The organism is Burkholderia mayonis (genome assembly GCF_001523745.2).
Lineage (GTDB): Bacteria > Pseudomonadota > Gammaproteobacteria > Burkholderiales > Burkholderiaceae > Burkholderia > Burkholderia mayonis.
The window spans coordinates 282,187-297,386 of record NZ_CP013386.1 but is presented as its reverse complement, the minus strand read 5'-3'; the positions used below and the strand labels follow the sequence as shown (position 1 = coordinate 297,386).

At 68.9% G+C, this 15,200-nt stretch carries 13 protein-coding genes; 4 read left to right on the top strand and 9 right to left on the bottom strand.

From position 1 onward, the window contains the following. Window positions 1-14: 14 nt before the first annotated feature. A complete protein-coding gene (locus WS70_RS01510; RefSeq protein WP_059471422.1) occupies window positions 15-845 on the top strand; it encodes an OmpW/AlkL family protein in 831 nt (276 codons plus the stop codon). Window positions 846-1,024: 179 nt separating this feature from the next. Here the strand turns inward: WS70_RS01510 and WS70_RS01505 are convergent, their stop codons facing one another. Then, a complete protein-coding gene (locus tag WS70_RS01505) occupies window positions 1,025-1,963 on the bottom strand; it encodes a LysR family transcriptional regulator (protein ID WP_059471423.1) in 939 nt (312 codons plus the stop codon). Window positions 1,964-2,058: 95 nt separating this feature from the next. Here WS70_RS01505 and WS70_RS01500 point away from each other — a divergent pair, with 95 nt between their 5' ends. Continuing rightward, the gene (locus WS70_RS01500) at window positions 2,059-3,327 is read left to right on the top strand and encodes an MFS transporter (RefSeq protein WP_059597544.1); all 1,269 of its coding nucleotides are present in this window, start codon (window positions 2,059-2,061) and stop codon (window positions 3,325-3,327) included. Between the two features lie 350 nt (window positions 3,328-3,677). Here WS70_RS01500 and WS70_RS01495 read toward each other — a convergent pair whose 3' ends face one another. Continuing rightward, on the bottom strand, window positions 3,678-4,328 hold the full coding sequence (locus WS70_RS01495; RefSeq protein WP_059597545.1) for a LysE family translocator: 651 nt from the start codon (window positions 4,326-4,328) through the stop codon (window positions 3,678-3,680). A gap of 106 nt (window positions 4,329-4,434) precedes the next feature. Continuing rightward, window positions 4,435-5,304 carry an NAD(P)-dependent oxidoreductase gene (locus tag WS70_RS01490; protein ID WP_059471451.1) on the bottom strand — a complete coding sequence of 290 codons (870 nt, stop codon included), beginning with the start codon at window positions 5,302-5,304 and terminating at the stop codon, window positions 4,435-4,437. A gap of 128 nt (window positions 5,305-5,432) precedes the next feature. Between WS70_RS01490 and WS70_RS01480 the strand changes: the two genes are divergently transcribed. Continuing rightward, a complete protein-coding gene (locus WS70_RS01480) occupies window positions 5,433-6,188 on the top strand; it encodes a Mut7-C RNAse domain-containing protein (RefSeq protein WP_059471427.1) in 756 nt (251 codons plus the stop codon). A gap of 91 nt (window positions 6,189-6,279) precedes the next feature. On the opposite strand, the gene WS70_RS32105 is transcribed toward WS70_RS01480, so the two are convergent. Continuing rightward, window positions 6,280-6,510 (bottom strand): hypothetical protein, encoded by a 231-nt coding sequence (locus tag WS70_RS32105; protein ID WP_059471428.1) that lies wholly within the window; start codon window positions 6,508-6,510, stop codon window positions 6,280-6,282. Window positions 6,511-6,593: 83 nt separating this feature from the next. Further along, window positions 6,594-7,340 carry a hypothetical protein gene (locus WS70_RS01470; RefSeq protein ID WP_159082852.1) on the bottom strand — a complete coding sequence of 249 codons (747 nt, stop codon included), beginning with the start codon at window positions 7,338-7,340 and terminating at the stop codon, window positions 6,594-6,596. Between the two features lie 154 nt (window positions 7,341-7,494). Here WS70_RS01470 and WS70_RS01465 point away from each other — a divergent pair, with 154 nt between their 5' ends. Then, window positions 7,495-7,866 carry a hypothetical protein gene (locus WS70_RS01465; RefSeq protein WP_059471430.1) on the top strand — a complete coding sequence of 124 codons (372 nt, stop codon included), beginning with the start codon at window positions 7,495-7,497 and terminating at the stop codon, window positions 7,864-7,866. A gap of 67 nt (window positions 7,867-7,933) precedes the next feature. Here the strand turns inward: WS70_RS01465 and WS70_RS01460 are convergent, their stop codons facing one another. From WS70_RS01460 to WS70_RS01445, 4 genes are all read right to left on the bottom strand, one after another. Then, window positions 7,934-9,175 carry an MFS transporter gene (locus WS70_RS01460; RefSeq protein ID WP_059597547.1) on the bottom strand — a complete coding sequence of 414 codons (1,242 nt, stop codon included), beginning with the start codon at window positions 9,173-9,175 and terminating at the stop codon, window positions 7,934-7,936. A gap of 50 nt (window positions 9,176-9,225) precedes the next feature. Beyond that, the gene (locus WS70_RS01455; protein ID WP_059597548.1) at window positions 9,226-10,326 is read right to left on the bottom strand and encodes a 3-deoxy-7-phosphoheptulonate synthase; all 1,101 of its coding nucleotides are present in this window, start codon (window positions 10,324-10,326) and stop codon (window positions 9,226-9,228) included. A 62-nt stretch (window positions 10,327-10,388) separates the two neighbouring features. Further along, window positions 10,389-11,180 (bottom strand): 2,3-dihydro-2,3-dihydroxybenzoate dehydrogenase, encoded by a 792-nt coding sequence (locus WS70_RS01450; protein ID WP_059597549.1) that lies wholly within the window; start codon window positions 11,178-11,180, stop codon window positions 10,389-10,391. Window positions 11,181-11,184: 4 nt separating this feature from the next. Beyond that, window positions 11,185-15,144, bottom strand: a complete 3,960-nt coding sequence (locus tag WS70_RS01445; RefSeq protein WP_226382799.1) for a non-ribosomal peptide synthetase — start codon at window positions 15,142-15,144, stop codon at window positions 11,185-11,187. Window positions 15,145-15,200 lie beyond the last annotated feature (56 nt).

The window sequence follows — 15,200 nt, the reverse complement described above, 5'->3', positions numbered from 1 at the left end:
GCCAGAGAGGCCGTATGAAAAAAATACTCTGCGCGGCGCTCGGCGCCGCCGCATTGACGCCGCTCGCCGCTCACGCGCAAAGCGCAGGCAGCAACGTCGTCACGCTCGGCTGGTTCCACGTGATGCCGCAGCAAAGCACCACGCCGCTCACGACGAGCGTCGCGCCGACGCCGATCAACACGCCGCTCGGGCTGACGGGATCGTTCACGTCGCCGGGCACCGGCACGCGCACGAGCGGCGCGGACACAGTCGGCCTGACCACGAGCCACTTCCTGACCGACAACATCGCGGTCACGACGGTGGCGGGCGTGCCGCCCGTCTTCAAGATCACCGGGCAAGGCACGATCCGCCCGCCCGGACCGGCGGGCGCGCTCGCGTCGCAAAACCTCGGCGATCCGCAGATCAACCCGATCGTCAAGAGCGTGCGTCAGTGGAGTCCGGCCGTGCTGTTCCAGTACTACTTCGCGCAGGCGAACTCGAAGGTCCGGCCGTTCGTCGGAATCGGCGTGTCGTACAACTGGTTCAGCGATCTTCAGCTGAACCGCAACTTCGTGAAGTCGACGCAGGACAACCTCGGCGCCGTGCTCGCCGCGGGCGCCGGCAAGCCGGGACCGACGCAGGTGTCGGCGAAGGCGTCGTCGTCGTGGCAGCCGGTGTTCAATGCGGGCATCACGTACAACTTCACCGATCACTGGGGCCTGCTCGCATCGGTCACGTACATCCCGCTGAAGACGACGTCGACAGTGACGATCAAGGCCGCCGACGGGACGGTGCTGGCGGAATCGAAGAACGAGCTGAAGGCGGATCCGATCGTCAGTTTCGTCGCAGTGTCCTACAAGTTCTGACGGAGGGTCGGCGCGGGCGTCGCTCGAATGCCGATGAACCAAAAAAAAGCCCGCCTGAAGAGGCGGGCTGAATCCATATCAGAGGAGACATGGAGGAGACGGTTCAAACTATACCGGTTTGTTTGACGCAATGCAACATTCCCATCGAGAAAATACGGATTTTCCCTTGAATGCCGGCTCTAATGAGCCGGCATTTTTGCTTCGTCCCCTGATCGCCTGCGGTTTTCCGCCTCCAGCACCGCGACGAGCCGCTCGCGCAGCAGCTCGACCGGCCGCATCAGCCGCCCCGGCAGCACGCCGTGCACGAGCCACACGTTGATCCCCGGCTCGACGTCCGCCGTGTCGACGACCTGCAGCGCATCGCGGTGCGGGCTGCGCGCGAGCGCGGCCGTCGACGCGATGCCGAGCCCCGCCCCGCGCGCGACGAGCGACAACTGCAAGTCCGAGCCGAACGCCTCGACCGCGACGTCGAACGGCAGTCCCGCCGCGCTGAACGCGCGGCTCAGCGCCGAGCGCATCCCGCAACCATCCTGGCTCAGCACCCACGGATAGCGCGACAGCGCGTCGAGCGGCACCGGCCCCGGCGGCAGCGCGAAGTCGCGCGCGGCGACGAGCACGGTCGGCTGCACGCCGAGCAGCGTCGACACGAGCGTCTCCGGCATCGGGAAGCTCGCCGGCATCATCACCGCGGCGGCGTCGAGCGCCGCGCGCTCGACGCTTTGCAAGAGCGCCGGCGACCAGCCGGCCGTGATCCGCAGCGTGAGGCGCGGAAATGCTTCGCGCAGCCGGTCGATCGGCCCTTCGAGCGCGAGCTCCGACAGAAACGGCGGCACGCCGATCCGCAGCTCGCCCGCCGGCTCGCTGCCGGGCGCGGCGACGGCGAGCAGTTCGTCGACCGAGCGCAGCACGTTGCGCGCGAGCGCGTAAACCTCGCGGCCCGCCGCGCTCGGCTTGAGCGGCTTGCTCTGCCGGTCGAGGAGCGGCACGCCGAGCGTCGTCTCGAGGTTCTGCACGCGCCGCGTGAGACCCGGCTGCGTCAAATGGAGCTTGGTCGCGGCGGCCACCATCGAGCCGCTGTCGACGACCGCCACGAAAGCTTGGAGATCGCGCGTATTCAAAACAAACTCGCATAATCATATTAAAGATATTTCAATTGTCGCATAACAAGCGCGTCTCTACGATGAGAGCTCTTCACGTTTCCAAGGCCATTTCGATGAACCGCTCAGCCGATCTTCGCGCCGACTCGCTCGCCAACCGACCGTGCGCCTCTCCCGCGCTAACGCTCACGCCCGCGCTCACCGTGTTCTTCTCCGTGACGGTCGGCATGATCGTCCTCAACCTGTTCGCCGCGCAGCCGCTGACCGGCCCGATCGCCGCCGATCTGCGCCTGCCGTCGAGCCTGACCGGGCTCGTCGCGATGCTGCCGCAGCTCGGCTATGCGGCAGGCCTCGCGCTGCTCGTGCCGCTCATCGACCTGATCGAGAACCGCCGGCTCATCGTAACGACGCTCGCCGTCTGCGCAGCGACGCTCGCGCTGCCCGCCGTCACGCGCTCGGGCACCGTGTATCTCGCCGCGGTGTTCATCGCGGGTGCGGCATCGAGTGTGATCCAGATGCTCGTGCCGATGGCAGCGTCGATGGCGCCGGAGAAGAAGCGCGGCCGCGCGGTCGGCAACGTGATGAGCGGCCTGATGCTCGGCATCCTGCTGTCGCGGCCGCTCGCGAGCCTGATCGCCGGCACGGCCGGCTGGCGCGCGTTCTACGGCACGGCGGCCGCCGCCGACATCGCGATCGCCGCGGTGCTCGCCGCGAAACTGCCGCCGCGCGCGCCGTCGCTGTCGACCCGCTATGCAGCGCTGCTCGGCTCGCTCTGGACACTCGTCTCGACCGAGCGCGTGCTGCAGCGGCGCGCGCTGTCCGCCGGGCTGTCGATGGGCGCGTTCAGCGCGTTCTGGACCGCGATCGGCTTGCGTCTCGCCGCCGCGCCGTTCGGCCTCGGGCTGCATGGAATCGCGATGTTCGCGTTCGCCGGCGCGACGGGCGCGATCGTCACGCCGTTCGCGGGCCTCGCCGGCGACCGCGGCTGGGAGCGCGGCGCGTTGCGCGGCGCGCATGTGGCGATGCTCGTCGCGTTGGCGGCATTGGGCGTCGCGGGCGCGGACTGGGGCGGCTTCGACGCGACCGCACACCCGATGCTCGCACTCGCGTTGCTCGTCGCCGGCGCAGCGGCGCTCGATGCAGGCGTCGTCGCCGACCAGACGCTTGGCCGCCGCGCGATCAACCTGCTGAATCCCGCCGCGCGCGGGCGGCTCAACGGGTTGTTCGTCGGGTTGTTCTTCGTCGGCGGGTCGCTCGGCGCGATGCTGGCGGGCGCGGCGTGGGCATGGGCGGGCTGGGGCGCGGTATGCGCGGTGGGCTTCGCGTTCGCGGGCGCCGCGTTCGCGCTGGACTGGGTCGCCGTGCGGCGGCGTACGGAATGCTGAAAAAACGACGCCCCGCGTCGTCGCCGATGCAGGGCGTTTTCGCCGTTTATGGAAGCGCGATCGGCGTGCTGCGATTCATCGACGCTCGAGGTCGCAGTCGACCGCGCGGAGCGCTTCATCGCCGCCCGAGATTCCGCGGGACTCGAGGCCGCCTGTCGCTTCGATTCGTGCGAGCCGGCAACGCGCCTGCAACCGCGTTTCGTCAGTCGGCGTGCCGCGAACTTCGGCGCGAGCCGCCTGCGCGCTTTCGCCATCTCACGAACGGCGATGCGGCGCGCGTGCGGCGGCTTTACCGCTTCGCCGACTCATCACTGCGCCGACTTGACGACTCACCGGCTGAAGCACGCCGCTCAGTGCCGCACGAGCGCCATCATCGCGCCGAAGCCGACGAACAGGCCACCCGTCAGACGGTTGAAAATCTTCGCGACGTTCGCACTCCGGAGCGTCACGCCGATCCGCGTGCCGAACGACGCATACACGATGTACCAGCTCACCTCGATGACCGCGAATGTGGCGACGAGGATGCCGAACTGCGGCAGCGTCGGCACGGACGCGTCGATGAACTGCGGCAGGAGCGCGGCGGCGAACAGGATTGCCTTCGGGTTGCTGCCCGCGACGAGAAAGCCATTGCGAAAGAGCGCCCAGCGCGACGCGGACGCGCTCGCGCGGCCCGCTTGCGGCGCGGCGTCGGCGGCATCCGCGGCGGATTCCGCGTCGACGCGCGCGCGCCACGCCTTCACGCCGAGATAGATCAGATACGCGGCGCCCGCGAAGCGGAGCGCATCGAACATCGCCGGCCACGCTTCGAGGAACACGCCGAGCCCCGCGGCGGATACCGACAGCATCGCGACGAGCGCCGTCATGCAGCCCGCCATTGTCGCCGTCGAACGCCGCAGCCCGTGACGCGCGCCGTGCGTCATCACGAGCAGCATGTTCGGACCGGGAATTGCCGACACGACGAACACCGTCGCGACAAACAGCCACCACGTATGCAGATTCATTACCGCCCCGCTATCGAAATGGAAATGGAAGCGTCGATTATGCCGGGGAACGTGCGTCGTTGTCTGCGGCGGGGCGGCCGCAAGCCGCTCGCGGCTCCGGTACGCGTCACCGCCCCGCCCGGCGCGCCGCGACCTGCCCGAGCACTGCGAAATCCTTGTCGCCGTCGCCGTGCGCGACCGCTTCGATCAGGCTGTCGCGCACGACGCTCGCGACAGGCAGCGGCACCGACAACGCGTCGCCCGCCTCGAGCGCGAGCCGCACGTCCTTCAAGCCGAGCCGCGCCTTGAAGAGCGCCGGCTCGTAGCGCGATTCGGCGATCATCGCGCCGTAGCCCTGATAGACGGGGCCGGGGAACACGCTGTTCGTGATCACGTCGAGATAGTCGTTCATCGCGACGCCGTGCGCGGCGAGCAGCGCCGCCGCCTCGCCCATCGTCTCGATCGCCGATGCGATCGTGAAGTTGGCCGCGATCTTCACCGCATTCGCGTGTTGCGGCAGCGAGCCGAGCCGCCAGGTCTTCTGGCCGATCGCGTCGAACGCGGGCTGCATCCGGTCGATCGCCTCTGCGGGTCCGGCCGTGATGATCGTCAGGCGCGCCGCCGCCGCGACGTGCGGACGCCCCATCACGGGCGCCGCGACATAGTGGATCCCGCGCGCCGCGTGCGCATGCGCGAGCTGCTCGGCGAGCGCGACGGAGATCGTCGCCATGTTCACGTGGATGAGGCCGCGAGGCGCATGCTCGAGGAGCGACGCGTCGAACACGCCGCGCGCAGCCGCGTCGTCGGCGAGCATCGAGAACACCGCGTCGCCCGTGAATGCTTCGGCGACCGTCGCGACGTGCTGCGCGCCTAGTTCGACGAGCGGCGCAACGCGTTCGGCCGAACGGTTCCACACCCGCACGCGATGCCCCGCCTTCAGTAGATTCGCCGCGATGGCGCCGCCCATCTCGCCCACGCCGATAAATCCGATGTCCATGTCCTGTTCCTTGTATTCGTCATATCCGTCGAAAGCACGAGTAAAGCACAGGCGCGCGACATTTGCCGTCTCGCACCCATCGACTCGCACGACGTGCGGGAAACGCGCGGCGGTGCGATACTTCATCGATGGTCACCGTGACTTTCCGCTTCTATGAGGAGTTGAACGATTTCCTCGCGCGGCCGCTGCGCCGCCGAGCATTCGAGCACGCGTGCATGCGCGGTGCGAGCGTCAAGCATGCGATCGAAGCGCTCGGCGTCCCGCACACCGAAGTCGAGCTGATTCTCGTCAACGGCGAATCGTCGCCGTTCGGCCGCGTGCTCGAGCACGGCGACCGCGTCGCCGTCTACCCGGCCTTCGAAGCGATCGACATCCGCCCGCTGCTGCGCGTGCGCGCTGCGCCGCTGCGCGTCACGCGCTTCATCGCGGACGCGCATCTCGGCGGGCTTGCGCAATTGCTGCGTCTCGCGGGCTTTGACACGCTGTACGACAACCACTATCCGGACGACCTGATCGAGGCGATCGCCGCGCGCGAAGCGCGGATCGTCCTCACGCGCGATCGCGAGCTGCTCAAGCGCCGCACGATCACGCACGGCTGCTACGTGCGCGCGCTGAAGCCGCAGGCGCAGCTGCGCGAGCTGTTCGACCGGCTCGATCTGGCCGGCAACGCGCGGCCGTTCCGGCTGTGCCTGTCGTGCAACGCGCCGCTGCGACGCATCGATCCTGCCGAAGCCGAAGGCCGCGCGCCGCAAGGCGTGCTGCAGCGCCACACGCGTTTCGTCACCTGCGACGTGTGCCGCCGCGTGTTCTGGGAAGGCTCGCACTGGCAGCGAATGCGCGCGCTGATCGATCACGTGTCGCAACCGAAGCCGCCGCACGCGTGACGCGCGCATAAAAACAAACCCCGCGTTCGCGAGAACGCGGGGTTCGTCATGACGAGCCACGACGGCGGGATGCGCCGCCGCGGGCAAGCGCTTACTGCTGCGCGCCCTTGCCGTTCGTACCGGCTGCCGAAGCGGCAGAGGCCTTCGCCTTGGCCTTCTCCGAACCGTGCAGCTTCAGCTCGTGCTTCGGCTTGCTCTTGTCATGCTTGACAGCCGAAGCAGCCGCCGGCGCCGAAGCTGCCGGTGCCGATGCTTGTGCGAACACGGAAGCCGAAGCGAATGCGATAGCGGCGGTTGCCACCGAAGCGATGATCTTCTTCATTGTTTTTCCTTGAATATCCAAACGGAAATATCCGGTTAATCACGATGCGTTGGAGCGCATCCGGCGCCGGTATTGTTCGAGGTTCACGATGCACACCCTACAAAATGCAAGGATTTCGTCAGCGTGAACACTCGTGCGCCGGTTCTATAACGCAGCGAATGCACGCCGCGTTGACACGCTTCGCACGTCTTTCGAGCCGATTCGAATTTGGCTCGAAACATCAAATAGATAGCACGATCGTCCGGAATTTCCTGGATCTCGGTCAAATGCATCGCACTGAAATGGCTCGCGCCATTCGAATCTCGCGCTTTAACCTGTCCGATCAAATTCGAAGCGAATTCGATTCGATGAGCGAATGTGTCGCATCTCGCCGGCTGGTCGCGATGGAAACGACGCCGGGCGACGCCGCGCTGCGGTCGCGCGCATCGTGAAAGCATCGCATCGAATGGCAGGACGCCGGCGAGCGCGGCGAAGCAGTCGCCGAACGTGGCGAAGCGATGGTGCGGGACCGATGACCGGCAATCGTGCGCATCAGCGAACCCACGCGTGAAGCGCGACATGTAGTGCGAATGTTCGATCCGCGCATCGCGCATGCGTGCCGGTATGTGCCGGTACATGTCGATACGCGCAACAATCGATGCTCGACACGCCACACCGTTCTCGCAAGACGCGCGGCATGCCGGCGCGCTCGACATCGGCCGACCGCGCACGACCGCACGCCGCCGTGCGATGCCATCGCGTTTGCCCGGCGTTCGATTCGCGCACGATGCACGTCGTCGTAAACGATCGCAATCGGCGCGATGCGCGCGAACGAAAACAATTTTTAACACAAACGATGCGCCTGCCTTGTTAGGCTCGCGACACGCTCGGATTTTCCTCAATCTCGTCGGCGCACCGCCCTTCACGCGACGTCGCGCATCGGAACGATGCGGAATGCATGGAATCCGGATGCGTTTTTGCCGAATGACTCACCTTGGATCGCCCATGAAATCGACTCGGATTCTCGCCAGCTGCGCGCTCGTCGGCGCCGTCGCGGCGCTCGCTGGTTGCGCAGGCTCACCGGCGAACGGCCCGCAGGCCGAATCGCCCAGCGGCCGGATCATCTACGTCGCGTCGCCGCGCAGCCCGACCGACGTCGAGCGCTGCCTGACGAGTCGCGTGCCGCAGGCGCGCGTCGCGCAGCACAATCCGACCACGGTCCTGATCGGCCCGTACTCGTCCGATTCCGATTGGACCGTCACGCTCGCGCCGACCGCGTCGGCCGGCACGAACATCGGCGTCTATCGCCCGCGCAGCGGCGACGGCGATCCGGAGGAGTCGGAACTGCGCTTCCACATCGCGCGCTGCGCGGTCTGATGCGCATCGAACGACGAACGTCACGCAACGCGCATCGCCGCAAGCGAGCGGCGCGCGATCGATGCCCTCACTGCGTCGCGGCTGCGCGCCGCGCACTTCGCCACGTCGCGCAGGCCACGAGCAGCAGCAGCACGCCGATCAGCGCGAACGGCGCCTGCGGGCGCCAGTCGTACAGCGCGGTGCCGACGAGCGGCGCCACGATCATGCTGAGCCCCTGCGCGACCGACATCGTGCCCGCACACGCGCCCTGCTCGCGCGCATCGACCGCCGCGCTCGCGAGTGCGGCGACGGCCGGAAACGACGCCCCCATCCCGAACGCCGCGACGAGATAGCCCGCGCAGACGGCCATCGGCTGCGCCGATTCGACGAGCAGCACCGACGCGAATCCCGCCGCGCTCGCGAGCGCGCCCCAGCGCAGCCATTGCAGCGGCGCGATGCGCGGCAGCCGCGCAACCGCCGACTGCATCACGATCAGGCCAAGCCCCGCGCAGCCGAGCGCACAGCCGACGACGGCCGCCGCGTGCCGCGCGTCGACGTGCAACCAATCGATCACATAAAACCCGAGCGCGCTGTTCGCGATCGCGATGACGCTGTACAGCGCGAATGCGCTGAGCCACGGCCTCCGGATCCGCGCGTCGGTCATCTTGAGCCGCGGCGGCGCACCGCGCGCCTCGCGCGGCCGCGCATCATCGAGGCGGCCGAGCCCCGGCAGGCCCGCGAGCGGCAATAGCGCGAACACGGCGAGCGTCGCGGCAAGATCGTAACGGCCGATCCAGCCGGCGAGCGGCGGCGCGATCACCATGCCGATCGCGCCCGCCGCGCCGAAGCGCGCCATCGTCGCCGCACGCCGCTGCGGCGCGGTGCGGTCCGCGATCCACGCGGTCGCCGCGACGGGCAGCCCCGCAAAGCAGCCGCCCATCGCCGCGCGCGTGACGAACAGCGCGGCCAGGCTCAGCGCGAGCGACGGCACGCCGTTCGCGCCGTCTCGCAGCGCCCACCACACGTAGAGCGCGAGCAGCAGGTAGCAGGCGACAAAGCCCGCGATCGCGGTTCGCATCGCCGGCACGCGGCCGCGGATGTCCGCGGCGCGCCCCCAGCGACGCGCAGTCGCAATCCAGACGACTCCGACGACGGCGATGACCGCGCCGATGTGCGACGCCTGCAGATGCAGCATCCGCGCGAGCGGCGCCGCGATCGCGACGAATGCGTAGTTGCCCGCCATCATCGTGAAGTTCGCGATGAGGAGCGGCGTCAGCGGCAAGCCGGCGCGCTCGGCGGCGGCCGGGGTTTCAGCGGAAGTCGTAGACATGAGGCTCCTGTTCGTTCGATGAATGGATGCGCAACGCGCGCGCGGGCGCGTCAACGGCGCGCGACGTGAGCGGCGAGACGCGCGTGCGCGGCGACGAGCGCCGCTTCGGTCGCGTCCCAGCCGAGACAGGGATCGGTAATCGAGCAGCCGTAGCGCAGCGCGTCGGCCCCGTCGTCGAGCGACTGCCGCCCTTCTTCGAGAAAACTCTCGAGCATCACGCCGCGGATCGAGCGATTGCCGGCGCAGATCTGGTCGACGATGTCGTCGAGCACCGCGACCTGCCGCGCATGCTGCTTGTCGCAGTTCGCATGCGAGCAATCGACGACGACGTTCGTCGGCAGCCGGTTCGCGCGCAGCGCGTGCTCGGCCGCCGCGACGCTCGCGGCGTCGTAGTTCGGGCCGTCGCGGCCGCCTCGCAGCACGAGGTGCGCGTACGGATTGCCGTCGGTGTGCAGCACGACCGGATAACCTTCGTCGTGCAAGCCGATGAACGCGTGCGGCCGCATGCTGCTCTGCATCGCGTGAATCGCGATCTCGACGCCGCCGTCCGTGCCGTTCTTGAATCCGACCGGCATCGGCAGCCCCGACGCCATCTCGCGATGCACCTGCGATTCGGTCGTGCGCGCGCCGATCGCCGCCCAGCTCACGAGATCGCCGAGGTAATGCGGCGTGACGAGATCGAGCGCCTCGATCGCGGCCGGCAGCCCAAGCGCGTTCACTTCGCACAGCAGCCGGCGCGCGGTCGCGAGCCCTTCGTCGATCCGATAGCTGCCGTCGAGGCGCGGATCGTTGATGAGCCCCTTCCAGCCGACCGTCGTGCGCGGCTTTTCGAAATACACGCGCATCACGACGCAGAACACGTCCCGCACCGCATCCGCGAGGCGCGCGAGATGCAGCGCGTAGTCGAGCGCCGCCTGCGGATCGTGGATCGAGCACGGTCCGACGATCGCGAGCCAGCGCGGATCGCGCTGCTCGAGAATCGCCTGCACTTGCCGTCGGCCCGCGTCGACGGTCGTCTGGATGGTCGCCGAGAGCGGATAGCGGCGGCGCAGCGCGGCGGGCGTCGGCAGCCGCATGCCGACCCGCTGCCGCGCGACGCTCGCACGCGCCCCGGCCACGCCGCCGTTCGGGTACAGGGTGATGTTTTTCATAACCGGATAGCGAGAGAAGAGAAGTAGCCGGTGCGCCTGTCCGCCGCGCGCCGGCTGCCGCGTCACGCACCGAGCGTCGCGCCGCCGTCGACGCACAGGCTGTGCAGCGTCACGTGGCGCGATGCGTTCGACAGCAGGAACAGCACGGCCGACGCGACGTCGTCCGGATCGGCGATCCGGCGCAGCGGGATGCCGGTCCGGAACGCGGGCAGCGAGCCCGCGATCACCGCGTCGACGCTGCACTCGTCGGTCCAGAGCTGGCGCTGCATCTGCGTGTCGGTCGAGCCGGGCGCGACGACGTTGCAGCGAATCCCGTGCTCGGCGAGTTCGAGCCCGAGGCATTTCGTGAATTGATGCGCGGCCGCCTTCGACGCCGCATAGGCCGCCATCTGCGTCCGCGGAACGAGCGCCGCGTTCGAGCCGACCGTGACGATGCTGCCTGCGCGCCGCGGGATCATCCGCTGCGCGACCGCGCGCGACAGATGGAACACGCCGTGCGTGTTGACGGCGAAGCTGTGCGCCCAGTCTTCGTCGCTCAGCGTGCGGACGTCGGCGAGACGCAGGATGCCCGCGACGTTCGCGAGCATGCCGATCGGGCCGAGCGTCGTATCGATGCGTTCGACGGCCGCTCGCACCGCGTCGGCATTCGCGACGTCGACGTCGAACGGATGGATGCGCCCGCCGACCGATTCGGCATCGGCTGCGAGCTGCGCGAGCGCATCCGCACGCACGTCGAGCGCTGCGACGGCGATGCCGCGCGCGGCCAGCGCACGGGTGACCGCCGCGCCGATGCCCTGCGCGGCGCCGCTCACCACGGCGACGGTCCCCGGAAAATCGGTGAAGGTGCTGCTCATCGGATCAAGCTCCTGAAAAATCGTCGAAGTTGCGCGCGTCCCAGCGAAGACGCTCGGCGAGCGCCGCGCCGATCTCGGCCATCGGCGCGGGATCGGACATCCCGTCGTGCGAGCACGCGAGCGTGCGGCACGCGAGCGCACCCGGCCGCAGATGGACTTCCCATGCGCCGGGCGCCGGCGCGTGCGCTGGATTGCGGGCCGCACGAAACAGCAGCACCTCGCCGTCGTAGCGCGGCGTCTTGCTTGTACGGAACAGCCGCATCTGCCGCAGCATCTGCTCCGCATGCGCGTCGAGGCCCGCCGCGCCGAGCGCGGCGAACGCGCTGTTCGCACGCAGCAACCGCTGGCGCAGCACGTCGTCTGCGACGCCTTCGGTCTCGAAATCGCCGTTCGCGGTCAACAGGATCTGCAACGCATCGCGCAGCGTCGGCATTGGATGCGCAGCCCACGCCGACGCGGGATAGCTGTCCATCAGCGCGAGCAGGCCGATCGCGTGCCCGTCGCCGCGCAGCTTCGCGGCGACGCCGTGCGCAAGCGCGCCGCCCAGCGACCAGCCGAGCAAGTGGTACGGCCCGTCCGGCTGCAACGCGCGCACGCGCGCCGCATAGCACTCGACGAGCGCATCGAAGTTTCGCGCTTCGCACGTCTCGCCGATCGCCAATTGCAGACCGTGCACGGTCGCATCCGGCAGATGGCGCGCGACGCGCAGATAGCCCCATGCGAGTCCGTCGGCCGGATGAATGCAGATCAGCGCAGGCGCGCCTGCCGGGCCGGACTGGATCGCGAGCGTCGGCGCGAACGCGTCGTGCGCGGTCCGCGGCCGGTGATACGCGAGCGGCGCCGTCAGCGCGTGCGCGAGCGCCTGCACGGTCGCGTGACGGAACAGCATCGACACCGGCACGTCGCGCCGCAGCTCGATTGCAAGCTGCGCGGCCGCCTGGATCGCCTGCAGCGACTTGCCGCCCAGGTCGAAGAAATTCGACGCGCTCGTCAGCGACACGTCGCCGAGCACCTGCCGCCAGACCTTCATCACCTGCCGTTCCAGCGCGCTCGCGCCGACATCGTGGCCGACGGCATCCGCCTGACGCTGCGTCGCACGCTGCAGCAGCGCCTTGCGGTCGGTCTTCCCGTTCGGATTGCGCGGTAGCGCGTCGAGCACGTGCCACGCGTCGGGAATCGCGGGCGACGGCAGCGATTGCTCAAGCAGCGCGCGCAGCGCGTTCACGTCGCGTTCGCCCGCGACGAACGCCGTCAGCGTGCAGATTCCCGCGCCGCGCGCCACCGGCACGACGGCGGCTTCGCGCACGTTCGGCATCCGAAGCAACAAATTCTCGATCTCGAGCGGCTCGATGCGCAGGCCGCTGATCTTCACCTGATGATCGATGCGGCCGGCGAATCGCAACTGCCCTTCGTGCAAGTGCGCGAGGTCGCCCGTTCGATACGCGCGCTCGCCGGTGTCCGGCAGCGCGACGAAACGCGCAGCGGTCAGTTCGGGACCGTGCAGATACTCGAGCGCGAGCGCATCGCCGACGAGCACCAGCTCGCCGACTCGCCCGGCCGCAACCGGATACAGCCGCTCATCGACGATCCGCGCATCGACGCCCGGGCGCGGGCGGCCGATCGGCACTGCGTCGCCTGCGGTCCAGACGGCTTGCGGGCCGCCGACGCGTGCGGCCGTCGCGATGATCGTCGCTTCGGTCGGCCCATACGTGTTCATCAACACTTGCTGCGGCAGCAGCTCGCGCCAGCGCGCGATCCGTTCGGGCAGCGCGGCCTCGCCGCCGACGATCGTCAATCGCACGCCGCCGAGCTGGCGCGCGGCCTCGGCATCGAGCGCGTGCGCGAGCACGTGCCAGTACGCGGTCGGCAAATCGAGTACGGTAATCCCGAGACGCTCGATCGCGGCGGCGAACGTCGCGACCGAATCGAGCATCGCGTCGTCGCGCAGCACGAGCGTCGCGCCGCGGCAGAGCGTGACGAAGATCTCCTCGAGACTCGCATCGAAATGCAGCGGCGCGAACTGCAGCACGCGATCGGCCGGGCCGACGCCGTACAGCGCGCGCGTGCTCGCGACGAACTGCGCGAGCGCGAAGCGGCCGACCAGCACGCCATTCGGTCTGCCGGTCGAGCCGGACGTGTAGAGCAAATAGGCGGGATGCCGAGGGTCCGGTTCGATGCGCAGCGCGGCGTCGAGGAGTGCGCTGCGCGTGGCGTCGGCGTCGGCGTCGGCGTCGGCGTCGGCATCCAATGCATCCGATGCGCCGAATGCGTCGATCTCGTCGAGATCGAGCGTCGTCGCCGCGCCTGCATTGCGCCGCCATGGTGCACGCGTCAGCACGAGATCAGGTGCGGCGTCCGCGAGCACGCTCGCCATGCGCTGCGCGGGACCGTCCGGATCGAGCGGCACGAACGCCGCGCCGACCTGCAGCACGGCAAGCATCGACGCGATCGCATCGAGCGAGCGCGGCGCAAGTATCGCAATCCGGCTGCGGTCGTTCGTGCCGTGCCCGGCGAGCGCGGCGGCGATCGCATCGACACGCGCGAGCAGCGCCCGGTAATCGATCCGCGTGTCGCCCGCTTCGATCGCGATCCGGCTCGGCGCACGCTCGGCCGCCTGCCGTACGAGCGCGAGCACGTCGACGACGGGTTCGACAAGCGGCTCGCCACGGCAAATCGACAGCGGCGGCAGATCGCGCAGCAACGGCTCGAGCGGCGCATCCGGCTCGTGCGCGGCGAACGCGAACAGCCAGTCGGACAGGCTGTCCGCGAGCGCCGACGCGCGCGTGTCGTCGTACGCATTCGGATTCGCTTCGAGCGCGACATGCCATGCGCCGTCGCGCACGACGAGCGTCACATTCAGATCTTTGACGGGGCCGCCGCTCACGGGCCGCGTGTCGCTCTTCAATCCGGCGAATGCGATCCGCCGGTCGAACGGCATCAGATTCACCGCCTGGTTGAACAGAAACGTGTTGTGCTCGAGCAGGCCGAGATCGCCGCGAATCCATCCGTAGCGGTAGTACAGATGCGGCCGGATCGCACGCAGATCGCGGATCGTGTCGGCCGCGAGCGTGCGCGGCGTCGCGTCCGCGCGAACGTGCACGCGAAGCGGCACGATGTTCATCGCCATGCACGGCACGTTGAGCGCGGGCGTGCCGAGGCGGTTCATCACTGGCAGGCCGAACGTCAGGTCGCGCTGGCCCGCCTGCTTGCCGAGCCACACGCCGATCGCGGCCAGCATCCAAGCGGTCCATTCGGCGCCCGCGCGCTCGGCGGCCGCGCAAAGCGTGCGGACCTGCGCCGACTCGAGCGTCAGCACGCGCCGCCGCGCCGTGTTGCCGACGTCCCGCTTCGGCGCGATCTCGGCGGGTGCGGGCACGTCGCGCAGATGCTCGATCCAGAACGCGCGATCGCGCTCGAAGCGGCCCGTCTCGCGATACGCGGCTTCCGCTGCGACGACTCGCTCGATGTTCCAATCGGGCAGCGCAGGCAGCGGCGTCGCCGCGACGCGCGCGTTGTAGCGCGCGGCCGCCGCTTGCTGGATCAGGCTGTAGCCGAACCCGTCGATCGCTATGTGATGAATCTGCAGATACCACCAGTGGCGCTGCGGCGACAGCCGCAGCAACGCAGTTCGGTACAGCACGTCCGACGTCACGTCGCAGCAGACCGACAGCGACGCCTGCATCCACGCATGCGCGGCCGCGCCGGGATCGTCGTGCGCACTGAAGTCGACGACGGGCAGCCGCGCGCACGCGGGACGGCGATGCTGCCAAAGCGTGTCGTCGGCCCATTCGAAGTGCATGTGCAGCGTGTCGGCGCGATCGATCACTTCTTCGACGCCAGCGACAAGCGCGTCGACGTCGAGCACGCCGACGAGCTCGATCGCCTCGGCTGTGAGATAGCCCGGATCTTCCGGGTCGACCTGTTGCGCGACCCAAATGCCGTATTGCGCGGAGGTCGCGCGCATCCGTTGACTCGTGTGCTGCATGTAGCCTTGTGCGGAAGAAGAAAAGAATAGGCGAT

What these genes read in the sequence shown, in the direction of transcription:
- WS70_RS01455 (WP_059597548.1), bottom strand. Translation starts at nt 10,326, where the DNA reads ATGAAAAACATCACCCTGTACCCGAACGGCGGCGTGGCCGGGGCGCGT.
- WS70_RS01480 (WP_059471427.1), top strand. Translation starts at nt 5,433, where the DNA reads ATGGTCACCGTGACTTTCCGCTTCTATGAGGAGTTGAACGATTTCCTC.
- WS70_RS01495 (WP_059597545.1), bottom strand. Translation starts at nt 4,328, where the DNA reads ATGAATCTGCATACGTGGTGGCTGTTTGTCGCGACGGTGTTCGTCGTG.
- WS70_RS01450 (WP_059597549.1), bottom strand. Translation starts at nt 11,180, where the DNA reads ATGAGCAGCACCTTCACCGATTTTCCGGGGACCGTCGCCGTGGTGAGC.
- WS70_RS01500 (WP_059597544.1), top strand. Translation starts at nt 2,059, where the DNA reads ATGAACCGCTCAGCCGATCTTCGCGCCGACTCGCTCGCCAACCGACCG.
- WS70_RS01490 (WP_059471451.1), bottom strand. Translation starts at nt 5,304, where the DNA reads ATGGACATCGGATTTATCGGCGTGGGCGAGATGGGCGGCGCCATCGCG.
- WS70_RS01510 (WP_059471422.1), top strand. Translation starts at nt 15, where the DNA reads ATGAAAAAAATACTCTGCGCGGCGCTCGGCGCCGCCGCATTGACGCCG.
- WS70_RS32105 (WP_059471428.1), bottom strand. Translation starts at nt 6,510, where the DNA reads ATGAAGAAGATCATCGCTTCGGTGGCAACCGCCGCTATCGCATTCGCT.
- WS70_RS01445 (WP_226382799.1), bottom strand. Translation starts at nt 15,144, where the DNA reads ATGCGCGCGACCTCCGCGCAATACGGCATTTGGGTCGCGCAACAGGTC.
- WS70_RS01465 (WP_059471430.1), top strand. Translation starts at nt 7,495, where the DNA reads ATGAAATCGACTCGGATTCTCGCCAGCTGCGCGCTCGTCGGCGCCGTC.
- WS70_RS01460 (WP_059597547.1), bottom strand. Translation starts at nt 9,175, where the DNA reads ATGTCTACGACTTCCGCTGAAACCCCGGCCGCCGCCGAGCGCGCCGGC.